This is a genomic window from Blautia marasmi (genome assembly GCF_900258535.1).
Taxonomy (GTDB): Bacteria; Bacillota; Clostridia; order Lachnospirales; family Lachnospiraceae; genus Blautia; species Blautia hominis.
The window spans coordinates 2,979,172-3,002,430 of record NZ_OIWX01000001.1 but is presented as its reverse complement, the minus strand read 5'-3'; the positions used below and the strand labels follow the sequence as shown (position 1 = coordinate 3,002,430).

The window sequence follows — 23,259 nt, the reverse complement described above, 5'->3', positions numbered from 1 at the left end:
GCTGCTCATAAAATAAGCTGCCAGAATCACACGTTTGTGCAGGTCTGCCAGCTTGTTAATACGGACACTCAAAGACTCCGTATCTGGTTTCTATGAAGCACCCCTCCAAATCAATGTCACGGGCAAAGGCTTCATAGTCTATGTAGTTACGCAATCGGTCGGGTATCTCGCCCAAAACACCGCACTCGTCAATCAAATGGTAGGCAACGTCCACCATGTTGTCGCAAGGGTATTGGATAATGTCATCCTTGTGGTCGTAGAGTTCTTCCACGCTGCAAAAATGGCAGAGCAGGTCGTCAATCACCTCATTTAGCGGATAGTCCAGTTCTTCCACCATCTCGCACAGGCGGTTGACTTCCTCAATGGGCGTGTACTCGTCGATTTCAAAGGGCAGCTCATAGTCATGGATGGCGTATTCTTCGTATCGGTCATTCAAGCCAATCCGTTCTGCCATCTCGTCGTAGTCCACAGGCGGCGTAAACCAGTCACCCACAAGCTCCCCCTCGTTATACTTGCCAAGGTTGGCAATATAAACACGCATTTCCTCCAAAAGCAGCCACCACCTTACCGATAACGGAACACGCCGCTGGTGGTAAAGAGATATTCGTCGCTTTGTTCCAGCTCATGACCGTAGGAAATAAAGTCTATGTGCTTAATAAGTTCCGGCGGCAGCTCCCCGAAGCGGTGTTCTTCCATGACAAGGTATTCTGCCAGAGAAGCGGAGTCCGGCACATCATAGTGGCGTATCTCGTCCTTGTGGTCGAAAAAGTCACTGATGTTGTGAAACCACTTTGCCTGTATCTCGCTTAATTCATTGCCAAGGGGCGTGCCCTCGATTTCCTGCACCATGCGGCACAAGGCGTTGATTTCCCAAAGGGGCATATCAGGACTTAGGGAAAAGGGCAGCTCGTAGTCCTCGATTTCAAAATCTTCCTCTTTTTCCACGCCTAATTTTTCCTTGATTTCCTCAAAATCCACAGGGCAGTTGAACCATGCGCCTGCATACTCGTCCTCGTCGTCATGATAAGGCTTTGTGGTGTTGAGGATATATAATCTCATTTCATACATAGTGATAAATCACGTCCTTTCAATTCTGATAGTATTCCCACCAAGACTGCATAATCTACATCAAATACAAAGTGGGAAAATTCTTCTAATTGGTTCAGAGGATAGGCAGCAAGCAGCAGTTTTTTGATTTCCTGCCAGATTTCACGTTTGTAGTAGGGCAGCTCGGTACGTCTGTCACACCCGATTTTTGCCTGTATCTCCGTGAAGATGTCTTTTTGTACCATTCCGTCACCCCCTTTTCATTCCCCCTATGCCCGAACTCCCATAGGGGGAGAGGTAGGTTTGCGGCAGGCGCAAACCTTTGATTTTAAGCTCCGATAATCTTGTTAAACAGGTTTAAGAGTACATCTTTCACGCCGCCAGCGTTGAACACCAGACCGACAGCGACTAAGGCAATCACCAGAAAGCCAATCAGCTTACTGAACTCACGCTTAAAGCCTAAATAAATGCCAATCACCACGATTGCCATTAGCACAAGGCTCTGTGCGTTACTCAAAAACCAGTTGTATAGGTTCTGTCCAAAATTCATTTTTCATTGCTCCTTTCCATTTCTTCTAAGTGGGTATCTGCTTCTTTCCCGACTTGCAGGATACACATAAGTACCACGCCCATTCCCATTCCTGCCGATACCAGCAGCAAGTCAAACAATATGTGTCACATTTTCCTATTCCTCCTTGTCCTTGACGGTCATTTCCTCCACGGTGACGGAGAGCTGCCGCAAGACTTTTTCCAATCGGTCGGAGAGCTTCGCATGTTTCACCATGTCCTTAATCACCGTCGTGTTGTTCTGTTTATCCAGCTTTTCCGCTACCTGTAAGGTAGGGGCGACCTGCCTTGCCAGCCAGTTTAAGGTACGCTGGAAATTGTAAGGTTCTGGTTCAGTCGTCAACTTCAGCCGCCCACGCCCCTCACCGATAAACCACGCCCAGCGTTCATTGGTCTGCCATTCGCTCCGCCGCTTTGTTTCATCTTTATCGGCAAACCGCACATAGCGGTTGATAATGGAAAACGCAGTGCGTTCAGCGTCATAGTAGGTCAGTAGGTCACGCACCGCATAATAGGCTCGCTCGTTCTTTAAGCGGATTTCAAAGCGGTTCTTTACAGGTGTTTCCTCAACAGGGATGTTGTATTTCACGTACTGCTCATAATCTTTTTCATACACACAGAAGTAGACTTCTGATTTCAGCGAACCGATATAGAGCGTATGCCCCATGCCGGACTTGTTTTCCTCGTGGCTCTGCACCAGCTCGCCGGAGCGGTAGGACTTAAAACTTCGGAACACGGAAATACATTCCTCATTCCTGCATTTAGCGGTCAGTTCTGGAATATCCAGTATCCCCACCCTGTCATTGATGGCAAGGTCAACCCGTTTAAACACGCCGCCCTCACAGAGAGCGCCCGTGAAGAAGTCGTACCAGCTCCTATGCTGTGCCAGCAGGAAATTTTCAAACTGGCGGCAGCCTTTACCTTTCAGTTCCAGCAGCACCCCCTTTTCTTGTTCGGGGGAAACCAAGACGAATATATCCCCCATGTAGTAATGCTCTGGATAGGAGTAAAAGCCGAAGTCCTCATGTATCATAAAATCCAGCTTCAATTTGAGGATGGTTTCAACCACAAATCTCACGTCTGTGGTGGGAAAGCGTATCCGCACATAATCAAACAGCATGGTAAGCGGTGTTTCTGGATTGTACCGTTCCAGAGCTTGCAGCAGAATTTTTTTGATTTCCTCGCTAGGGGCAGCACCGCCGGACTCTATCTTGCCAAGATACTGCCTTGTAATGCCAGCCGCCACCGCCAGCTTATTTTGTGAAACGCCGTATGCCAGTCGTTTTTCTTTTAAATCCGTGTTCCAGTCTGTATCATTCAGTTAAAATCCCTCCATTCTGGAAAAAGTGTCAACTAGAAGCGTTCCAGTTGACATCTTATGAAAGTAGAAAAAGTCCTTCATTTACAAGAACTTTCCCAACTTCTTTGACTGTTTCCTATTGTATTTGTGCCCCCCTGTTAGATACCGGGGGGCGAATGGTTGTGGCGGCAAGCCGCCCCAACACGGCTAGGACGAACCAGCGGCTTTCGCTTCGCACGCCGCCTGTCCGTCCTGCCTGTTCTGCATGAGTCGTCCTATTTCTCTTAGGAAGTCATGCCCTTTTGGTACGAGGGGAGTGTAAAACTCCGATATGACACTCGTTCCCGTATCCACGTAGCCACGCCCTTTGATCTGCTTTAAGAAAAAGTCTTTGTCCACTTCACCGAACATCATAGAATACCCAAGCTCTGACATTCTGCCAAGTGCCACCCGGAAATTGAACTGGTCACGGATACCGTCGCCAAGGTATTTTGCGTCGGGTCGCTGGCAGGCGAGAATAAGAAAGTATCCTGCCTGCCGTCCAAGCATAACAATCTGTTTGAGCTTATTCAAGACCAAAGCGTTTTCCTTTGTCGTCAGCATTTCCATAAACGCCACATACTCGTCAAAAATAAGGAAGTGGGGCGGCAGACCTAAATAGGCATAGTTTTCCCCTGTCTTATAACCGTCCATGAGCTTCATGGTTTCGCTCCGTTCCATCATGCCATCATAAAAACGGTCGATACAGTCTGTGATTTCCTCCTTTCGGTAGTAGACTTCGGGCATGACAGCGGACAGATCGGCTAGGTCGGCGTTCTTCGGGTCAAGCACATACAGTTCGGCGTTAGTACGCAGGAGTGCTTCTATGATGGTAAGGATAAAATAGGTCTTACCGCCGCCAGTGCCGCCAGCAATCAGCATGTGGGGGAGCTTGTCATATTCCCAATACACATTTTTCATGAGCCGCAGGCTGCCACCTGCCGCCTGTACCTCGTCTATGGTGATACGGTTGGCAATGGTGTCATAGAGCAGCACATATTCCACAAAACTGTCTTTCAGCTCTTTGGAAACCAGCTCACAGTACAAGCCTGTTTCCAGCTTCTTTTCCAAGTGCAGGAGCTGGTCTTGATATTTTCCCAGGGTGATTTCTGCCAGTATATGAATAAGTCCATTCTCCAAGCGGTAATATACTTTGGGAAAGTGGGTGATTTTCTCCTTTGACCTGCTGGCTGGCAGGTCTTTGAAAAAGCCGCCATCCTGTGACTGCTCGGACTCATACCAGCCATTTTCCAGTATCATCCGTGACAGCTTTTGACGGTGAAAAAGCTGTTTTATCCTGTCCGGCTGGTAACGGGCGTACAGGAACGCAGATAAGCCGCACACCAGCACCGCCGCTATGAGAGATACTATCATGTAGGGCGTGACCGTGAACTTTATGCTGCCATTGTGAAATAGCGAAACCGTGTTCCAGTCCGTATGCAGCAGCGTATGGATATTTAAAAGCAGTACGACCGCAAGGAGCAGGCACGCCAGCCGACCGCCCAATGACCGCACCACCAGCGACCTGTCACTGGCTCGGATACGGTTGCCTTTATAGTGTTTGTAAAGTTGCATAAGTCCTCCTTTTCAACAGTGGTTATAGTCCTGTGTGTTATAGCGGCAGGTGTTCTTATCAAAATGCGGCTGCCGGATGGTTTCATAGACTCTGTTAGAAACCCGTCTTTGAAACAGCAGGCTGCCATCTTTGGGATAGTGGTGTCTGGCGTAACAGGGATAGGCGTTTAAAATCTGCCTTGCTTCTTTTGTCAGTGGGTAGATATACCGGAACATAAGTCCATTGATCTTCTCTATCCCTTTGTACTCACAAAACACATGGGTCAGCCAGTGCCGCTTCTTTACGCCATCCATACGGGCATTTTCTTCCAGCAGTATTCTGGCACTTCGGGGATGTATCTTTTCGCCCGTTTCCCGGTCACGGTATACGCTCGTCTTGAAGCTGCCAAGGTAGTAGAAGTTAGAAGCCTGATACACATAACCGCATTTTCCCTCAATGCCGTCCGCAAGGGTGTATAGAAAAAGGCAGCCTGTGTTCACCCGTAGCCACTTTATCAAAGCGGAGAGGGCAAGGCTGCCAAAATACTGGTTATGGTTCATTTCTGGTATAAAGCACATTTTCCCGATTTCCAGATAATCGGATGTCACCAGCTCATGCTGTGGGAAAATCTTGCGGATGGTCTGTAAGGGTTGCGTGCCCCATCCAAGCTCCACAACCCCCGTCAATCGGTTTTCATGGTAAATCCCCAAGAAGTAGACGCAGAGCCGTGGTATCACTTTGGAATAGTGGTACTCCCGTATGAAAGCGACTGCCGTATCTTTGGGGATTTCCCGTATTGCTAAACGCTCAATAAATCTAATTCTCCTTTCTGTCGGTTGTCAAAATCCAATGAACAGGCTTATTTCCCGTTGGGATTGTCCTTTCTCGGCTGCTGATTATGGTTCTGTGGATTGGCTGCTGGCTGACCGCCTTTATTTTTCAATATAATATCGTCGGCTTTGATGTACCAGTCCACGTCTGCCCCTTGAAACGTGGCGGTCGCCACCGTATCCGCCACCGGGTTCATGATCTCCACCTCGGCGTTGTAGTCAAACTCTTTTAACGGCACAGAAGCAGGAATACTTACCTGTATCATGCGCCCCTGTCCTCTGGACTTCAAATCATAGGTACGCTCTTTGATTTCCTCGGATACCGTACCATCTTCATTCTGGATGTGTACTTCACGTCTAAGGGCAGAGAATTTCAACACACCGAATGTCTTTTCTTTGTCTATGATAATTCCGTTTGCTAATCTCATAATCTCTTGACCTCCTTATGCTTTCACCATGTCGTCAGCGGACAGGATATAGTTGGTAAATCCACGGGTGCCGATTTTGTAACCGTCAGCCGTGATTTTAGGGTTGATAAGTTTTACCTTTTCCTCCACCTCAAAATTTTTCTCTCCGGCAGAAGCAGGCAAGACAACAAGAATGTCGTCGGCTCTCTGTACGTCAGAGTACAGATTGAAACTTCGGGAAATGACCGTCATGCGTCCGTTTACCCGACGCTGCTCGGTCTTGCCCTCTCCGGCATATTCCAAGTTTCCGAATGTCTTTTCCATGTTAGGGATTACGTGTTTTAATTCCATATGTTTTTACCTCTTTTCTTTTTATGTGCGTAGCTTTAAGGAAAGAGCATGGGGGAGCTACAATCCCCCATACCCCCTAGTAAACTGTTTTTTTCTATCAATCAAAAAGACGATTGACAGAAAAGAAACAGTGTAAAGGTTTTATCCGGCAGTCTAAACCATCACGGCAGGCGGCGAGCGTGTATGCAGCTTCATAGACAGTCACCTCACAATTTACTCATTGCTGCCATGTTTCACAGAACGGCGTTTCTTATAAGCTGCAAATCCAATACCAGCCGCAGAGAGTCCAAACAGGATAGCAAAGGCAGCCACATTTGTGCTGTCACCTGTTTTCGGGGAGTCCGTTGCCTTATGGCTCGGTGTATCTGGTGTCTGTGTCTTCTCTGGTTCTTCTGGCGTAGGCGTTTCCGGCACTTCCTTGATTGTCATCGTCTGCCCCTTGTCCTCTATGTCCTTATGTTCTGTGACCTTTACAGGCTCGTCGGGATTGGTGATGTCGTAGAGTTCCTCAAAGGTCACAAGCTGCTTGCCACCCAACTTTGAAGCGTCGAATGTAAAGACAATTTCAACCTCCATTTTGGTGTCGGCAGCGGTGAATATATAGTCATTCTCCACACGTTTCCCGTCAATGAGAAGCTCGGCATTTTCATCCTTTACCATCTGCCAGCCTTTGAGCTGGTATTTTGTACCTACTTCTAAACCGTCCAGCGTGACCGTATCCACGATTGCGACCTCTTTGCCAGCTTCTATGACTTTTTCACCGTCTTTGCTGGTAGCTGTCGTATGGATTTTGATAATGCGCTCGGTGATTAGAACCGTCTGCCCGTCGTCCTCTATGTCCTTATGTTCTGTGACCTTTACAGGCTTGTCGGGATTGGTTACGTCGTAGAGTTCCTCAAACGTCACCAAGTTCTTGCCGCCAAGGGCAGAAGCGTTAAATGTAAAGGCGACCTCCACTGTCATTTCCTCTTTATCGGCAGTAAATGTGTAATCACTCTCCACACGCTTGCCATCCATGAGAAGCTCGGTATTTTCATCCTTTACCATCTGACAGCCTTTGAGCTGGTACTTTGTTCCTACTTCCAGACCGTTCAGCGTGACCGTATCCACGATTGTGACCTCTTTTCCAGCGACGATTGACTTCTCACCCGTAGCCTTGTCCGCAGCGGTCGTATGAATTTTGATTACACGCTCCGTGATGGTTACGGTCTGCCCGTCGTCCTCTATGTCCTTGTGTTCTGCCACCTTTACAGGTTCGTCTTTATCGGATAGATCATACAATTCCTCAAATGTCACCAAGTCCTTGCCGCCAAGGGCAGAAGCGTTAAAGGTATATTCTACCTTGACTTTCATTTCCTCCCTGTCGGCGGTGAATGTGTAATCACTTTCTACACGCTTGCCGTCAACCAGAAGCTCTGCATTTTCGTCCTTTACCATCTGCCAGCCTTTAAGCTGGTACTTTGTTCCTTTTTTCAGACCATCCAGCGTCACAGTATCCACGATTGTGACCTCTTTGCCAGCGACGATTGACTTTTCACCCGTAACCTTGTCAGCAGCGGTTGTATGGATGGTGATTTCTTTCTCGTAATCATCTGTGAGTGTACCTAAATCAATGACTGTCTTATCTCTGGAAACGATAATCTCAAAATTAGGAATGAGCTTGAAGCCTTTGTTGCTGTCACAGCGTAATTCCTCAATCTCGTAGGTATCGTAGAGCAGCGCACCTTTGGAGTCGTCCGGTTCAGACGTACCGAACCAGATACCGTCCTCGCTGGTCTTGCCCCTGTTGGTATTCTGTTTATGGGATACCCAGTCAGCAGCAGTAGAGAACTGACCGTTTTTATCAGTCACGACAACGTGGCTCTCACCTGTGGTCTTGCTGGTAATGCGGAATGGAACGTCAGCAAGACGCTTGTGTGTACCGTCGCCGATTTTTACACCCTCAATGTCGCCACGCTTGATCTGGTTGTAGATGGATTGTTCCGCACCAGTCAAATCCACGATTTTGCCATTTTCCTTGATGGTAAACTCACGGGAAACCGCACCTGTCGTCAAATATCCTGCCGGACTCTTGCTTTCATCTAGGCGGTATGTTCCATAAGGCAGTGCATCCGCAGCCGTAGAAGCGATACCGTCAATGCCTGTAAGGATGGTTTTTACAACCTCACCTTTGTGGTAGAGCTTGCCATCTACCAGCACAGCGTTCTCATTTAGGCTGGTGATTGTGAACTCTGTATCTTTCAAGGTCGCACCGCCCTGTGGCTTCGTGTCCTTTGTTTCAAGGTCACGCTTCTGGACTTTCACGCCGCCACGGATAACCTTGTCAGAAACGGAATACTGGTTGCTGCCTGTAAGTACAGCCAGCTCCCCATCTTCGGTGATCTGTGTCAGATACATTCCCTTAATCTGTTCCTCACTGCCACCTGCCTGCATATACGCACCCTCTAATAAGTAGCCTGTCGGACTCTTACTTTCAGATACAGTCAGTGTTCCAAGCGGCAGGCATGGCACGCCATCCTGTAAGTAGAAGCTGTCGCCGGATACCTTATAACTATCTGTCAGCTTTGTGATGTAATGGGTTGTTCCGTCATTGTTATTTTCAGCCACGGTCTTTGTCGTCCATGTACGGGTTGGTTTTGCTGGCAGGTTGTCTTTATTGTAGTACCCGTCATAATAATTCCAGACGAACTCCGCACCCTCCAAAGAAGCTGCCCCCTGTGAGACAGACTTTGAAGTTTCCATATCTATTTTGAAAAGCTCAATCAGTGTGGTTGTGACTTTGGGCGTATCACTGACTTTCAAGGTAGCTGTTTCACCAGCTTTGACAGTCAACGGATATACTGTCTTGTCTAACTGAAAACCTGCCGCCGGAACGGATAACTCTTTGATATAGACTTTACCAGCCTTTACCTCCACAGTTTCGGTGTTCCCGTCGTTATCTGTCGTAAGGGTGGCAAGCTGTTCCTTGCAGCCTTTGTCAGCAAAGACACCATACGTTGCACCAGCAAGGGAATAGCTGTTGTTCCCTTTGGTGATGGTGGGATTGGAGGACACCTTTTGCAGTGTTGCATTTCCCACATCCAGCTTCGCCCAGAAGTGTCCTAATTCCTGCCCGTCGCCGGAATAGATATAGCCGCCGCAGTCGTAGCGTCTTTTGTTCGCTTTTACAAAAGCCTTTGCGCCAGCGTATACCTTGTCCTGTACCGCTTTGGATACCTCGTCATAGGCAGCCCGTACATTGTCGCAGCTCCATCCTAAATGCACGCTTAAACGCTGCCAGACAACGCACTGCTCCAATAGATAGACCTGCTTATAATTCAGTTCTTTGTGGCTGGCTGCATATTCCTTGACGTATTCCAGTGAGAGGGCAACGTCAGCAATCTGGTCGGCACTCATACGAGAACTTGCGTCCGAGCGTGTCTTGTAGCCGGACTGAAAATCTGTGTTGATGTCGATACAGTAGGCGGTTTCGCCCTCCACCTGCATAATGCCCTCATGGAATGTAGAACCGATACTGCCATCATTCATTACTTTTTCCACATAGCCTGCCTTTTCCTGTGCGTCTGTCCAGTATTGCTTTTCCGCAGCCTGTACCTGTGAAGCTGGTAAGGTTGTGAATACCGCAGCCAGACTTAGTACGCCCGTTAAAAGGCGTTTCATAATCTTTTTCATATCGTTGTAAATCCTCCTTTCGTGATTTTGGGTAAAAAAATGGACGCTCATTTCTGAACGTCTTAAAAGAGAAAAGGAACGCTTTACATTTTGCGTTCCTCTACCTGTAAATCCTATTTAATTTTCACTTTTTCAATACTGATATGCTGTGTGTAAACCTCATAGATAAGTGCCTTTTGACACCGATTTTGACACCATTTTTCTGCCAAATGACGATTTCAGATGAAACGTGATAAAATCATAAAACCCGTGAAATGCCTGTAAATAGGCACTTACGACACTTTATGAAGTTAGACAAAATCCACGCCGTGATAACAAGAGGTGAGTGCTAATTAATTAATTTTTCTGCCCTTGCGGTAACACATATTAATCAACCTTCTATATCTAATCGCCTTTGAGGGTACAAATAGCTTAGCTGTATATTAGATATACGAAAACAGGAGACTATGCAGGCCTCCTGTTTCATATATGGCTATGGAACAGGATATTCCCGGAATACCCTGCGTTCTTAACTGACGATCAATCCAAATGAATATTTTTAGTAAAATCCGCCATAGAGTTTATCCCTTTATCTTCATATTTTCCCCTTCCAGACTGTTTCTTACTGCCCGAATATTTCGTATTTTTTTTACCCGGCTGCCGTTTATTGTCTTTATCCCTTTTCATATACTGCTTTGTATTACCACCATAAGACTCCCCACCGCGGTCCTCACACATGATGGGATTGCCCTTTATCACGTCATCCACAGAGGGCAGCCGTATCTTTTTTGCATTCCGTTTTTGGTACTCTTTCTTATTTTGATCAAGAGACATATATCGGGTCCTGCTGTTTGGCGGTATCTTCTCAGGATCCTTCATATCCAAAAAGTCACGAATCTGCGGCACATTCATAATATCGCTGCCCACAAAGCATGTCATATCATCCTTTGCCATCTGTATAAACTTTTTATACATTTTCGTCCCTTTTTCAGGTTTATACGGCTGCAGGCACAAGCTATTGCCATTATATAAAGCATCGTTATCTAAAAACGCAAGCTCCTTCAATTCAACTGAAATCCGCCCATAACCATATGGCTTTCCCTTCCCAATATTCTGCTGGCTGTTTTCTTCCAACAGGAGTCCCCACAGCAGCATGCCAAGCTCTTCCTCTGTAACATTGTTGAATCTTATTTTTCCGTTAAATCTCACCCCTGCATCCAATGGATAGAGATGAGATGCCACCTTCTGGTTCTTCCCTACCGTACCTTTTACGATATCTCTTTTCAGCCAGTATTGTTTGATACCCCGAAGCAGGAAATCCTCATTATACGAAACAGCATCCTGTCCATTGGGTGCTTCCAGATAATCCAGATAGCTTGTCGGTTTCGGACTCCCCAGAATCACGGACTGTTCATCTGCTTCCCCATGATTCGTTTCCACCCGGGCATCCATAAAGGATATCCTTGATTTATAGCCTCCTGTTTCATTGGAAAATCCGAATAATAAGTTACTGTAATCCAGACAGACTTTCCCCTGGTCACCTTTCAAGCCATCTGAAATCTTGTGATCATAGAAGACCCGAAGCCTGGGGGTAAAGCCAAAATATAATTTTCCGCCCAGCCGAATATAAAATACAGGCTTAGTTCTGCCGTTTTCCGGTAGTTTAAAAAATGTCTTACTGACAGCCTCCACCTGGTTTTTTCTGCTTTCATAGTCTCGCCTGAAATTATCTATATCTTCTTCCGGGATTGGGATTCCCTCTTTCTTTTCATCTATCTCCGGAATAAGATAGAGGGCTTTTTTCTCCTGCATATAGCCTGATGAGAACAGATATCCCTTTTTATCATATTTTCCGGGTCCATCAATGGCACTCACTTTATCCTTTCCGTTCACCTGATAAGACACCTCTTTATAATAAGGCTTATACTCATCATTTTTTGTCCCTATATAATGGATACGTCTGTGTTTGTCATAATGCAGTTCAAATTCACCATCCAGGTTTTGAAGATCCAGAGTTTTCAAAAATTCAAAACCCTCATATCCGCTTTCCATAATTTTCCGTTCACTCAGTACATAATAATTCATTTCCCCCATCTCTTCCCTGATACTGTCCAGGGAAGTTTTCATAATGACATAACGGTGTTTTCCCACATTTCTGATATATCCGGCTTTCACATTTTTCAGAACAGACATATGGAGCTTTTTTCCGCTGGGAAGAGGGATCTCTGCCGTTCCATTTCCCAGGACATGATTATAAGTTTCTTTATATAATCCACCGGCAACGTGGCGGTACATCAGATGTCCGTCCTGAATATCATCTTTCACAGAGGAGCAGCTCAAGATCTGCACATTTGAACGCACCAGCCCCCTTATGGTACTCCCGGGAATGGCATATTGACCGTAACAGTCTTTATAAAACTCGCTCTCTCCGTTGTCAATAAAAATTGGAGTTTTTGCAGTTATTTCATATGTGATAGTTCCGGACTTTCTTTCTTTTTCAATTACATTGTTGGGCTGCAGCTTATCCTTTTTATAGACCCTGTCACTAAGCCCTACAAAGTTGTATGGAGCACCCACATAACCTTCATATTTTTTCTGACCCATGGCTTCCTCCCTCACTTCATGGAAAATGGCCTGTTATAACTTGCCACTGCCTGCCCGTCTTCATCCGGCTGCAGGTATTCTTTAACCACCAGTTTCTTCCCGTTTCTCATAAGATAAGATTTTATGATAATGTCCTTAACATTGCCTGTTTCAAAAACATGGACTGCCTTACTTTCACCGTTCCTGTCGAAAACATGCAGTTCTTCTTTGTCATTGAATGCCCTCAATTCCAAAAGTTCTTCCCAGTTAACATTGATACTGTCTATCTCTCCATATTGCATTTGACTGATCATATGGACAATGGCAAAATCATAATTCCCAAGAGTGGCCCTTGCCTCTTCCGGTGTCAGCGCTTCAACTTCAAGGTTTTCAACTATCTGTGCCATTCCTAATCCCCCCGTCTGTAAAACCGATATATTCTTCTATAACAGCGGCACCTTCGACTACTTTGCCGGCTTTTAGATCTATTTCTGCAAGAACCTCTGACCCCTTACTGATCTTCAAACGGTCACAGGTAAGATAGCCACGTCCAATACTGCTCCCGCTTCCCACAGGAAGGATTCCCATGCCCAGGTCACGCAGTGCCATTAAAAGAAGAGCATTTCCGGCATAGTTATCTGCATTTTCCATATCCACACGAACCACCAGGGAACCATACGCTGGTTTTTCACTAAAAAGTGCCTGCGAAATCACACCACCGGTGAACTTATCAATATGTATCCGCGCCTGCGCTTTTACCCTGTCATTATCAGTCGTATTTCCCACAACACAATCAAAGAATTTTATCTCCCCCCGCTTTCCTCCGCTATTGTCATCTGCACAGGTCCCAAATATATCATCAATTATCTCTAAACCCATCCCTTTATAAACTGCAATCTTCTCCATTTGACTGCGGATAATGCCCTTTAGGGAAGACGCCGAAATCATATACTCTTTCCTGTGATTTACAATATTCTGTGCATCCGGAGCATTCTCGCTGTAATCGGCTATGCTGACCGCTTTCACAAGAATGGCACCTTCTGTTTTTCCTGACAGTTCAAAATGGAGGCGCTGGTCCTGTGCTTCCGCTTTATCAGTGATCTCAGCAGTGATATCCCTCATTGCTTTTTCTTCTTTTGGCCACTGCTTTCTGTCATTTTCATCTGTCATTGTATAAACCGATTTTTTTACTGATGCAAGCTTTACATAGCCACAACCATTACTTTTCTGCCCGCCAAACTGGATATTACCACAGTGTAAGGCTTCTAATGCCTCTTCAAATGGCTTTTCGTATGATCTTTCCTTTTCAAATATATATACAGAGAATGCAAACTCAGAGCCTGCCGCTACGGATTCAATCTCAAACTTCTGTCCGCTGGAAATTGCGGCACCTTTTACAGCATTACTTTGACAGGTTCCTGTTTCCCCATCAATCTTTACATGTGGCCGCAGCTCTGTTTCTACAGAAGCCTTCTCAAAAAATCCATCGCAGAAGCGAATCCTGCTTCCGTCACTGCCATTTTCATTTACGTTTCCAAACATTTCGTTACGCAGCTCCTCGTCCGTAAAATGTTCGCGGAAAGCCCCTGCAATCCCTGTGGCTGGAATAAACGGGCGATCCTCCACCGGATGGATCAGAATTTCACCCTGTTCCTTTTCTCCGGAACCAATGTGGAGAGGTTCCCTGCACTCCGCCCTTACCTGATACTTTATTACTCTGTCATATATGCTGTCATAGCAGCTTTGGGATTCCCGGTTATTCTGCATGGTCTTTCTCCTTCCTGTTGACATATCGGATTTGATCGATCATAAGCTTCAGCTTATATTTTATCTCATCATCACCGGAGAGAATATCCTGTACGCGGATACCAAATATTTTATTTTCCTTCCACTCCAAACCCAGGATCTTACTTAAATCCTTATGAAGAATGTCCTCTACATAGAGATGCAGGGGCTGCCTCTTTTGTGTGTAGCCTTTCAATCGACTGTCCTTTTCTTTTTCATGTTGAATATAACTTTCAAGCCGTTCCCGTGCTTCCCGGGGCGTATAACGCAGCTGCATACACATAGACTCCACAACACCCCTTTTACTTTTTGAAATCTCTTCCAGATTGCCGGTGGAGGCATCTTCCACAATGTACCTTTCTATTCCTCTTTCGATGCGATACTGTAAAAGACCTTTGGCTGCGATCTTAAGATCCAATTGGATTTCTGTTGTGTGCAGAGGCCGCTCTTTTACAGTATCTGCATCTTTCTCATTTTCTGCTTCTCCGTCAGAAAGGGCCTGTTTATATGTGATCTCGCTGTAAGAATCCCATATGGCTATCTGTCCAAACCCTTCATTCCTTCTGATCCCGATTCCTTTTTTCTCCAGACTGCGTAGTCTCTCCGCCTCAACCTTTCCTGCTGCTTTTATGTAAAAAACACTTCCGGCCTCGTACATCACCGCTGACGGCACAGTTCCCTTCCAAATTCGGTTGTAACCATATACTTCCCGAATGGATGTGGCACAGCGGACAATTTCCAGCTTTTCACACCCCAGCTCTTGTTCCAGTTCTGGAATGTAAAGGCCTGACATTTCGCCGTACTCATTTACCATCACCGTATCGGAAAGCAGAACAAGGAAAAATGCATCAGACGTCTGTACATTTCGTAGTTCCTCATAAGGCATACCCTCTTTTATTTCAGTGTCTATACATTTGCATGCGCCATATCCTGCAAAACGCTTATTACCGATGTAAATAATTCCATGGAATACCTGTTCGATCAGCAAGATCAATTCCTCTTCTACATCTTCCGTAAAATTGATATATCCCACAAAACGCTGATCCTTTTTCATATACTGACTCCGGAATATGGCTTTATCACTGTCTTTTCCGGTATTAATATTCAGGTCTTCCCCGGTCTGTACATCGGTATAAAAAATACAACCGTCATTAATATAACAATAATGACCCAAAGATGCTCTTTTGGCACCTGCGGCGATTTCGGTCACCATTCCATTCTCTATTTGTTTTTTTCCTATATATTCTTTCTTATCTTCGTAAAAACCCTTCAGTGACGGAATCAGTTCCTTTTCTTCTATCATCAGATATGCATTCATAAATTGTACCTGACTTGAGAAGATCCGCCTTTTATATTTTTCAAACTTCTCTCCCTGTGAGAGCAGGCTGTTTACAACAAGACCGCGCAGCGTACTTCCCGGAATATATTTCAGTGTATCAGTCTGCCCATGCTGGCTTGTCTCATCATTAGCGATTCTGACAGGGCCACAGTTTTCAATCACAAATCTTATAAATCTACTCATCCGCTTTCCCCACCTTCATCTCTATTTTTCCAAACCCCCGGTTTCTCATGCTCCCTGCCCATTTGATCATGGACAATACACTGCATACCAGAGCCTCATCTTTTTGGTCACAGCAGCATGTTCCATAAAAATTCAATCCTTTTTTAATACATCTTGCCATTCGGAGAGAGCCGTCTTTTGCCAGCCCGTCCTCCAAACCGGTAAAAGTACGCAGATAAGTAAAAATATTCTGCAGCTCCTGCCGGGAAATATCCTCTGCTAATACTGATTCCTGAAGATCCGGATGAAATGTCAAATCAGAAAAAATCAGTTTTCGAGGGTTATAAATGTCATCATTTCCTCTTTCTCCTGCCAGTCTCTGCACGGTTTCTTTGATCTCCTCCAGAGACTTCTGCTCCCAGTTCAAATAATTGATCAACTCTTTCCGGAACAGTCCCTTTAATGTACTGCCTTTCATATAAGGAAATCCATGGGCATCTGTCCGGACACCAATGTCTTCCCCTCCCGGAATGCTCATTCCATTTCCAAATATTGCATCTGATTCCAAATGCATTTGTATCATTAACTGCATTCCCGCACCTCCCGCATCCTTTAATCAAGATATATAAGTATCCAGCATTTCAATGGCATCAAAAAATAATGCCCTGTCTTTACCATCCGCTGTCTGCGCAAAAATCTTTCTATCCAATCCTCTTCCTGTAAAAAGCCTGTCGTTCTTCACTTCCTCATAAATATCCGCAAAGCCTACCAATGCCAGCTCATCCATCAGATTGTTTTTCATATAATACCAGGCAGTCTGCTCTCCCTCTTTTAGTGCTGCACAGAATTCCTTGATCTTTCCCCGAGCGTACGCAATTTGATCGCTTTGGAGATTTGTTACCAATGTTCTGAAATTTTCATATCGGCGGATTTTTTCTCTATCCCAAATCTCTTCTTCTGCTGAAAGCAGGTATGGCCGAAGTTCTAATTGTTTCCCATCTGCAGTCTCATACTGTTTTCTCATCTCAGACAAGGATTCCAGCATAACCCCTAATTCAATATGCCAGTCAATGGCAGATGCACTGGCATCCCTCTGCTCATGGGAAAAAGATGCAACGTATTTTTTTGCATTAGAGCAAAGCATTTCTGCCGTCTCATATGCCTTATAAAATGGATACTTCTTATGAACGATCGCCACACCGGCACAGGCCGTATACCCCTGATGGTCCTGCTTATTTGTTTTACTTCCCAACTGCTCAATGAAGATCCTTGCAGCTTCCAGTCCGATTCTTCCCTCTGTCACAAAACAGACATCATCCCCTGCAAGGATAATTTTGCGGACGGGGAAGGTATTTCCCTGTAGTTTCAAAGCCGTAAGCTTCCTGTTTTTTAAGTTTTGCGCAATTCGGTCAAGCATTTCTTTATATGCTTCTTTAAAATCATCGTCTACGGACTTACTGAATTTTCTCAAAATATCTTTATATTCTGCCCACGGCTTCGTCCGATTTTCCCTCCGTATTTTTTCCACCCTTTTTCCCATAGCGTTTCCATCAATATGGATGACTGCCACAAAGCTGGATTCATTCTTTGCATTTCCCAGATCATCAAACTGCTTTGGGACAGAATATCCTTCCGGTACATATTCCGGAATAGGCTCCCACGAGATTCTATTATCCTCTTCTACTGTGCATATCGCTTTTCGCAGGGTGGCATCCATTCTCTCCACACCGAAGGTTCCCTGATGAAAAGATGCGGCACGCACAGATTTTTTTGCCTCCAGTGCCTCTGACAGACGTTTTAAATTTTGCCCCGGTTCCTCTGCATCGTTATATTGTATTGTTTTAATGAACAATTCCATCTCCGGAAATTCTCTACGCACGGTTTGGGATATATGAAAAGCAAATGCCTTGGCAGTTTTCTCGGATGCAAACTCCAAAACAGTATGTCCGCCTCCGGAATATACCAAGTTATCCTCCTGGCAAAAAGGTATTCCTGCTCCCGCTGCGATTTCCCGGAAATATCCCGGATCAGTCACCTGACAGATAGATTCAGAATTTGCAATGTTGTCCTTTAGTTTTGTACTGGCAAATATATATGCCTGCTTTTGTGATACCTCCAGTATCATTAAATAGCGCATAGCATCTCCTCCTTTGACTTGATCATACTTTTATCATTTCGCGTTCCACATATCTTTTATAATTCAGAACACATCATAAAACAGCCCATATGTAATATTTCCCCATTCAGCATTGTTTTTCGTCATTATCTTAACACTTTACACAATCTTTAAACATCAGCGCTTCTCTCTTATGGTATATATTACACTATTTTCCATTTTTATGCACCTGCAATTTATGCAATTATACATAATTCCACGTTTTCTCACACATTTTCATGAAATATCTTTTCTTATTTATCTGCCATATGGGAAGTTTATCTTTGAAAACCGCAAAAAACCAGGCATTGGACGCACGCCCATGCCTGGTTTTCCCATAAATACTATTTACTATTTCATCACTTCCTGATAAGTTGCATGTTTTTCCAACGCCTCCGTCATCTCTGCCAGACGGCTTACATCTCCGATCAAAATCACACCACAGAGCCGGTTATTCAGGAAGTAAAACTTCTGATACTGCTTCTTTCCCATATCCTTAAATTCAACTGTTTTATAAATCAAATTCGGATTCTTTCCATTATCGCCCGCAGCAAAAAGCGCGGTCCCCATTCCATGGAAATTCAGTGCCGCTGATACGGTCTCATATTCCAAATTATCACCTGCCGCATTGGCTCCGGCTGTCTTGCCCTGTTCCACAGCTTGACTCCACAATCCATAATTGATCCCCTGATACTGGGCACAGTCTCCGCACGCATATATGTCCTCCATACTGGTTTCCATCCTGGCATTGACCACAACAGAACGGTCTACCTCAAGACCTGCCTCATTTGCCACAGCAGTATTCGCCCTCACTCCACAGGAAACTACCACCATATCAGCCGGGAGAACCTGGCCATCCTCCATGCGGATTCCGGAAACAAAATCATCTCCCTCAATAGATGCGATCTTAACACCTGTGCGGATCTCGATATCCTGGGCTTCACTTATCTTCTTCAACAATTCAGCCGCAGGCTCATCAAGCTGACGTCCCATGATAACAGGCGCCAGCTCCAGCACTGTCACCCTGCACTTCGCTTTTTTCAGTTCCCATGCAGCTTCCAGGCCCAGCACACCGCCGCCGATCACTGCTACATTCTTCACCTGAGGAAGCATATCTGCAATCTTTTTGGTGTCATCCAGTCTTCGGATAGCAAACACATTCTTTTTATCCACACCCTTCATAGGCGGCACAAAACACTCTGCCCCCAGAGCATAGATAAGTTTCGTATATTTCAGCTTCATGCCATCATCCAGAACTACCTCTTTACTGTCTGTATCAATCCTGTCCACCCGGCGCCCCAGAATCTGAAATACTCTGTTTTCCTCATACCATGATGTCTCATGCACAGCGATCTGACTGGCATCCAGGTCTGCCATAATTGATTTTGTCAGCATAGGTCTGTTATAGGTACTATATATTTCATTAGAGATCATAGTGATGGACCCCGTCTTATCCCTCTGCCTGACAGCCTCCGCCGCACTGATTCCCGCAGCCCCGTTTCCCAGAATAAGATAGAAATTCTTTGTATCCTGATGGAATTGATTCTCTTCCTCCTCCACAGGTACAAAATGCTCTCTTCCCACTCCGCAAACCGGACAAATATCAATAGACGAATCAAAAATAGCTCCGCAGACCAGACATTTCACCAGCCTGCTTCTTCCTGACTTTCTCTCATTCTCCTTATCCTGAAGCATACACCCAAAATTATAACCAAAGTCATAAGCATCGATCAAATCCGCTTCACTTGGCTTAAAACGAACGCGAAAGCCGTCAACGGTGCGCATACGAAGCTGTTCCAGCCGCTCCATCACATGAGGCACGCCCTCGCCGCTCCATCCGTAACTGCCGAATGCACTTGCCAGCTTCTTCCCGTGAGTCACAGGATACATGGAAATCAACAAATCCCAGACAGGCTTCAATGCCTCTCCCAAAATAGTCGGTGTACCGAACAGGATACCATCAGCAAATCCCAGTTCCTCCAGCACCTTCTCCTGCTCTGCATCTACCAGATCATAACTCCGCACAGCCACATCCCCGCTGTCCTCCACGCCTTTGGCAATCCTTTCTGCCAATGTCTTGGTATACCCATAAGCACTTACATAAGGGATAATTACGGTTTTCGTGCTGTTAGGATTCACAACTGTACACCATTCCTCATAAATGTCATACATCTGCTCAATTTTATCATCCAGCACCGGCCCGTGTCCGGTACAGATCATGGACACATCCAGTTCACGCACTCTTTTAAGCGCTTTCAGCATATAAGGTTTAAACGGTCCCAAAATACAATCAAAATAATACTTTGTGGCCCGCATATATCCTTCTTTATCTGTCACCTTACTTGCCAGCACATCCGGAAATCCATAGTGGGACCCAAAGGAATCACAAGTCACCAAAATCTGTTCTTCCTCAATATAAGTATACATGGTATCCGGCCAATGCAGATTCGGCACCACAAGAAAACGCAGAGTCTTGTCCCCAATCTTCATGGTCTCATTATCCTTCACCGCGATCCCAGTGAAGTCACCATTTACAATCTCCTTCAAAAAGCCAAGTGCACAACCGGTTGCTACAATCTTAAGTCCCGGGTTCAGCTTCAACAAATTCTCAATACTGCCTGCATGATCCGGTTCCGTATGACTAACAACAAGATAATCAATCTTATCAACCGCTGTGATCTCCTGGACCTTCTCCAAATATTCATCCCAGAATTTCACCTTAGCCGTCTCAAACAAAACCGTCTTATCCCCGGCTTTCAGCACATAAGAGTTATATGTAGTGCCGAACTCCGTATACATAATAATATCAAACACCCGCAAATCCGCATCCACAATTCCTGTCCAATAAAAATTCTTCCTAAGTTCCAATGTCTTCAACTCCTATACCTTCTTTCTCTCTTTATTATCAGTTTTACCCCACAACCCCATTATATTCCAAATCCTTCAAAAAAGAAATTCTTATTTACCTATAACCCTCATAACCAAAATATATACTATTTTCCTCCACTTTACCACCCCCTATTTACACTTACACTACAATATTTCTTACCACATACTCCTCCCCATCATTTCTCACTCCTTATCATTTATCTCTTATCCTCTGTCTTTAACTTCTTGTTCTTTATCTTTCTTTTTTATCTTCTGACCTTTATCTTTTTGCCTTTACTTTTGGCCTTTATCTTTTAACCTATACTTTTGGCCTTTATCTTTTGGACCTTATCTTTTGGTTCTTATCTTTTGGCCTTTATCTTTTAGCCCTTATCTTCTGGCCTTTATCTTTTGGCCCTTATCTCTTGGCCCTTATCTTTCGACCTTTATCTTTTGGCCCTTATCTTTCGACCTTTATCTTTTGGCCCTTATCTTTCGACCTTTATCTTTTGGCCCTTATCTTTCGACCTTTATCTTTTGGCCTTTATCTTTCGACCTTTATCTTTTGGCCTTTATCTTTCGACCTTTATCTTTTGGCCTTTATCTTTCGACCTTTATCTTTTGGCCTTTATCTTTCGACCTTTATCTTTTGGCCTTTATCTTTTTCTTTTACCTTTTCTTTTATCTTTTTTACTTTTATCCTTCCGCCTTTCACTACCAGGGGAATGCAAAGTATCGGGAGCGGGCCGGTGTCTATGTGGGGTGAGCGATGTACAGAGGAGCGCCGGGAAGATCCACCTGCCCCAGACGCTTAATGAAGAGGCCATTGCCGATGAATTTAGCGACTGGGAGCAGGTTAGCTTCCCGGCAGCGGAACGCTTCGCTCACCCCACATAGACACCGGCCCGCTCCCGATACTTTGCATTCCCCGTCCCTCGTCCCCCCATCCCCCATCCCCATTAACCCAAAAAAGGACTCATGCCCCAAAAGCATGAGTCCCAAACTATGTACAAAATCAATCCACAATACGTCTAACCGCAATATAAGGTCTATACAGCGCATTGCTTGAATATTTAATACCACCCTGCGGATACGGTGCAGAGTTGGATGCATGTACAATACCGCCGTCACCTGTCAGGATAGCAACATGTCCTGAATAAACGATGATATCGCCTGCGCGTGACTGGGAATAAGAAATTCCGCGTCCGTCTCCAGCCTGTGAATCACTTGTTCTTGTAATACTATATCCAAAATGAGCGAACACCTGCTGTGTAAATCCTGAACAGTCAATACCATTCGTCAGACTGTTACCGCCATATACGTACGGATTCCCGATAAACTGGCTTGCGTAAGCAACAACTGCTTCTCCTGTTGCGCTGTATCCGCCGCCGCCCTGTTCTTCTTCTTCCGGCTCTTCATAGGAAGGAGTTTCCGGTACATAGTTATTACTCGGAACCTCTGGCTCGTCCTCATCGTCCACGTCGTTGTCAGTAACGTTATTGTTGTTATTGTTGTTATTGTTGTTATTATCAGTATTAGTATTCTGTGTATTCGCTACGTTCTGCTGTTCCTGTCTCTGTGCAGCCGCTTCAGCTTCCTTAGCAGCTTTCTCTTTCGCCTTCTTAGCCTCTGCAGCCTGTCTTGCTTCTTCTTCCTGGATTCTCTGAAGCTCTGCATTCTGCTGTTCGATCAGGCTTCTGTACTCATCTGCCTGTGCCTGAACATTTGCGATCTGAGTCTCATAATCAGAAGCAACTGCTTTTTTCTCTTCCAGCGCTGCCTCTAAGTTTACCTGCTGGTCTTCCTGAGCCTGTTTCATCTCTTCCAGCTCGGCCTTTTCCTGCTCCAGCTGATTGCCCAGGTCAGTTACCTGCTGAACAGTGTCTCTCAGTTTCTCCAGCTCGTCCCTGTCAAACTGATACATCTTCTCTGTGTATTCAGCTTTACTGAGCAGGTCTGTGATGCTGTTAACCTCCAGAAGCATCTGTGCCCATGCGTCACTTCCGCCGTTCTCATACAGATACTGGATCCTCTTTTTCATTGCAGCATACTGCTCATCACGGTCAGCTTCTGCTTCTGCTAAATCCTCTTTTGTTTCAACGATGGCGCCCTCTTTATCAGAGATTTCACCTTTCAGTATGTCAATCTGTGCGATTACCTGAACCAGATTCTGATCCAGAGAATCAATCTCTCCAAGTAAATTATTCTTTTTCTCTTCCAACTCCGCTTCCTTGCTCTCTGTTGCGGACAGTTTGCTTTGTGTGTTTGCTTTTTCAGCCTGCACTTCGTCTTTTCTTGCAGCTGCTACCGGCATCACCTGTGCTGCGGCCAGTGCAAAAATAAGGCTGAGACAAAGGAATCTCTTTTTCATACTGCTATGTACCTCACTGTTGGTATTTAATATTTACTACTCTCTAAGTAATATTTCCGAAATAATTTTCACTTCCCGCTTATGATATCACAAATTTATTACACTTGCAAGAGGAAATCACTGAAATCTTTAAGTTTTTGTTACAAAAATAAATTTTATAGTAATATTTTATAAAATCCGGCCATATCATTATGCCTTTATAGGGCACTTAGACAATCCCTTTCATTTCCTGTTTTTTCAGCACTCACT

General features: G+C 45.1%; 19 protein-coding genes. All 19 read right to left on the bottom strand.

The window, feature by feature from the left end; genetic code table 11:
- Nucleotides 1–55: 55 nt before the first annotated feature.
- Nucleotides 56–541: an antirestriction protein ArdA gene (locus C6P39_RS12945; protein ID WP_038270254.1), complete on the bottom strand. Its 486-nt coding sequence runs from the start codon at nt 539–541 to the stop codon at nt 56–58.
- Nucleotides 542–564: 23 nt separating this feature from the next.
- Nucleotides 565–1,068 carry an antirestriction protein ArdA gene (locus tag C6P39_RS12940; protein WP_104804042.1) on the bottom strand — a complete coding sequence of 168 codons (504 nt, stop codon included), beginning with the start codon at nt 1,066–1,068 and terminating at the stop codon, nt 565–567.
- Complete coding sequence (locus C6P39_RS12935) at nt 1,056–1,292, bottom strand: hypothetical protein (protein WP_104804041.1); 237 nt, start codon at nt 1,290–1,292, stop codon at nt 1,056–1,058. Before C6P39_RS12935 ends, C6P39_RS12940 begins: the two co-directional genes overlap by 13 nt.
- A gap of 83 nt (nt 1,293–1,375) precedes the next feature.
- Complete coding sequence (locus tag C6P39_RS12930; protein ID WP_018595057.1) at nt 1,376–1,597, bottom strand: hypothetical protein; 222 nt, start codon at nt 1,595–1,597, stop codon at nt 1,376–1,378.
- The gene (locus tag C6P39_RS12925; protein ID WP_456318622.1) at nt 1,594–1,707 is read right to left on the bottom strand and encodes a DUF3789 domain-containing protein; all 114 of its coding nucleotides are present in this window, start codon (nt 1,705–1,707) and stop codon (nt 1,594–1,596) included. The genes C6P39_RS12930 and C6P39_RS12925 overlap by 4 nt, the downstream gene beginning before the upstream one ends.
- 25 nt (nt 1,708–1,732) lie before the next feature.
- Nucleotides 1,733–2,935, bottom strand: a complete 1,203-nt coding sequence (gene mobT, locus C6P39_RS12920) for a MobT family relaxase (protein WP_167398061.1) — start codon at nt 2,933–2,935, stop codon at nt 1,733–1,735.
- Nucleotides 2,936–3,121: 186 nt separating this feature from the next.
- The gene (locus C6P39_RS12915; RefSeq protein ID WP_104804040.1) at nt 3,122–4,528 is read right to left on the bottom strand and encodes an FtsK/SpoIIIE domain-containing protein; all 1,407 of its coding nucleotides are present in this window, start codon (nt 4,526–4,528) and stop codon (nt 3,122–3,124) included.
- A 12-nt stretch (nt 4,529–4,540) separates the two neighbouring features.
- On the bottom strand, nt 4,541–5,305 hold the full coding sequence (locus tag C6P39_RS12910; RefSeq protein ID WP_104804039.1) for a Mom family adenine methylcarbamoylation protein: 765 nt from the start codon (nt 5,303–5,305) through the stop codon (nt 4,541–4,543).
- Nucleotides 5,306–5,367: 62 nt separating this feature from the next.
- The gene (locus tag C6P39_RS12905) at nt 5,368–5,766 is read right to left on the bottom strand and encodes a YdcP family protein (protein WP_104804038.1); all 399 of its coding nucleotides are present in this window, start codon (nt 5,764–5,766) and stop codon (nt 5,368–5,370) included.
- 15 nt (nt 5,767–5,781) lie between these two features.
- Nucleotides 5,782–6,096: a YdcP family protein gene (locus tag C6P39_RS12900; RefSeq protein ID WP_104804037.1), complete on the bottom strand. Its 315-nt coding sequence runs from the start codon at nt 6,094–6,096 to the stop codon at nt 5,782–5,784.
- Nucleotides 6,097–6,309: 213 nt separating this feature from the next.
- A complete protein-coding gene (locus tag C6P39_RS12895) occupies nt 6,310–9,768 on the bottom strand; it encodes a VaFE repeat-containing surface-anchored protein (protein WP_104804036.1) in 3,459 nt (1,152 codons plus the stop codon).
- A gap of 519 nt (nt 9,769–10,287) precedes the next feature.
- Entirely contained in the window at nt 10,288–12,351 is a 2,064-nt protein-coding gene (locus tag C6P39_RS12890; RefSeq protein ID WP_104804035.1) for a TIGR03986 family type III CRISPR-associated RAMP protein, read from the bottom strand.
- Between the two features lie 11 nt (nt 12,352–12,362).
- Nucleotides 12,363–12,737: a hypothetical protein gene (locus C6P39_RS12885; protein ID WP_104804034.1), complete on the bottom strand. Its 375-nt coding sequence runs from the start codon at nt 12,735–12,737 to the stop codon at nt 12,363–12,365.
- Nucleotides 12,721–14,097: an RAMP superfamily CRISPR-associated protein gene (locus C6P39_RS12880; protein ID WP_158661558.1), complete on the bottom strand. Its 1,377-nt coding sequence runs from the start codon at nt 14,095–14,097 to the stop codon at nt 12,721–12,723. The genes C6P39_RS12885 and C6P39_RS12880 overlap by 17 nt, the downstream gene beginning before the upstream one ends.
- On the bottom strand, nt 14,087–15,637 hold the full coding sequence (locus C6P39_RS12875) for an RAMP superfamily CRISPR-associated protein (RefSeq protein ID WP_104804032.1): 1,551 nt from the start codon (nt 15,635–15,637) through the stop codon (nt 14,087–14,089). The genes C6P39_RS12880 and C6P39_RS12875 overlap by 11 nt, the downstream gene beginning before the upstream one ends.
- The gene (locus C6P39_RS12870; RefSeq protein WP_242987036.1) at nt 15,630–16,208 is read right to left on the bottom strand and encodes an RAMP superfamily CRISPR-associated protein; all 579 of its coding nucleotides are present in this window, start codon (nt 16,206–16,208) and stop codon (nt 15,630–15,632) included. The genes C6P39_RS12875 and C6P39_RS12870 overlap by 8 nt, the downstream gene beginning before the upstream one ends.
- Before the next feature lie 24 nt (nt 16,209–16,232).
- On the bottom strand, nt 16,233–17,753 hold the full coding sequence (locus C6P39_RS12865) for a Cas10/Cmr2 second palm domain-containing protein (RefSeq protein WP_104804031.1): 1,521 nt from the start codon (nt 17,751–17,753) through the stop codon (nt 16,233–16,235).
- Between the two features lie 369 nt (nt 17,754–18,122).
- Complete coding sequence (locus tag C6P39_RS12860; RefSeq protein ID WP_104804030.1) at nt 18,123–20,648, bottom strand: FAD-dependent oxidoreductase; 2,526 nt, start codon at nt 20,646–20,648, stop codon at nt 18,123–18,125.
- Nucleotides 20,649–21,654: 1,006 nt separating this feature from the next.
- Entirely contained in the window at nt 21,655–23,010 is a 1,356-nt protein-coding gene (locus C6P39_RS12850) for a C40 family peptidase (protein ID WP_104804029.1), read from the bottom strand.
- Between the last annotated feature and the right edge of the window lie 249 nt (nt 23,011–23,259).

Excerpts from the sequence above, each read along its gene's own strand:
- C6P39_RS12875 (WP_104804032.1), bottom strand. The coding sequence starts at position 15,637 with ATGAGTAGATTTATAAGATTTGTGATTGAAAACTGTGGCCCTGTCAGA.
- C6P39_RS12890 (WP_104804035.1), bottom strand. The coding sequence starts at position 12,351 with ATGGGTCAGAAAAAATATGAAGGTTATGTGGGTGCTCCATACAACTTT.
- C6P39_RS12895 (WP_104804036.1), bottom strand. The coding sequence starts at position 9,768 with ATGAAAAAGATTATGAAACGCCTTTTAACGGGCGTACTAAGTCTGGCT.
- C6P39_RS12940 (WP_104804042.1), bottom strand. The coding sequence starts at position 1,068 with ATGTATGAAATGAGATTATATATCCTCAACACCACAAAGCCTTATCAT.
- C6P39_RS12870 (WP_242987036.1), bottom strand. The coding sequence starts at position 16,208 with ATGCAGTTAATGATACAAATGCATTTGGAATCAGATGCAATATTTGGA.
- C6P39_RS12885 (WP_104804034.1), bottom strand. The coding sequence starts at position 12,737 with ATGGCACAGATAGTTGAAAACCTTGAAGTTGAAGCGCTGACACCGGAA.
- C6P39_RS12905 (WP_104804038.1), bottom strand. The coding sequence starts at position 5,766 with ATGAGATTAGCAAACGGAATTATCATAGACAAAGAAAAGACATTCGGT.
- C6P39_RS12900 (WP_104804037.1), bottom strand. The coding sequence starts at position 6,096 with ATGGAATTAAAACACGTAATCCCTAACATGGAAAAGACATTCGGAAAC.
- C6P39_RS12930 (WP_018595057.1), bottom strand. The coding sequence starts at position 1,597 with ATGAATTTTGGACAGAACCTATACAACTGGTTTTTGAGTAACGCACAG.
- C6P39_RS12850 (WP_104804029.1), bottom strand. The coding sequence starts at position 23,010 with ATGAAAAAGAGATTCCTTTGTCTCAGCCTTATTTTTGCACTGGCCGCA.
- C6P39_RS12880 (WP_158661558.1), bottom strand. The coding sequence starts at position 14,097 with ATGCAGAATAACCGGGAATCCCAAAGCTGCTATGACAGCATATATGAC.
- C6P39_RS12865 (WP_104804031.1), bottom strand. The coding sequence starts at position 17,753 with ATGCGCTATTTAATGATACTGGAGGTATCACAAAAGCAGGCATATATA.
- C6P39_RS12915 (WP_104804040.1), bottom strand. The coding sequence starts at position 4,528 with ATGCAACTTTACAAACACTATAAAGGCAACCGTATCCGAGCCAGTGAC.
- C6P39_RS12935 (WP_104804041.1), bottom strand. The coding sequence starts at position 1,292 with ATGGTACAAAAAGACATCTTCACGGAGATACAGGCAAAAATCGGGTGT.
- C6P39_RS12945 (WP_038270254.1), bottom strand. The coding sequence starts at position 541 with ATGCGTGTTTATATTGCCAACCTTGGCAAGTATAACGAGGGGGAGCTT.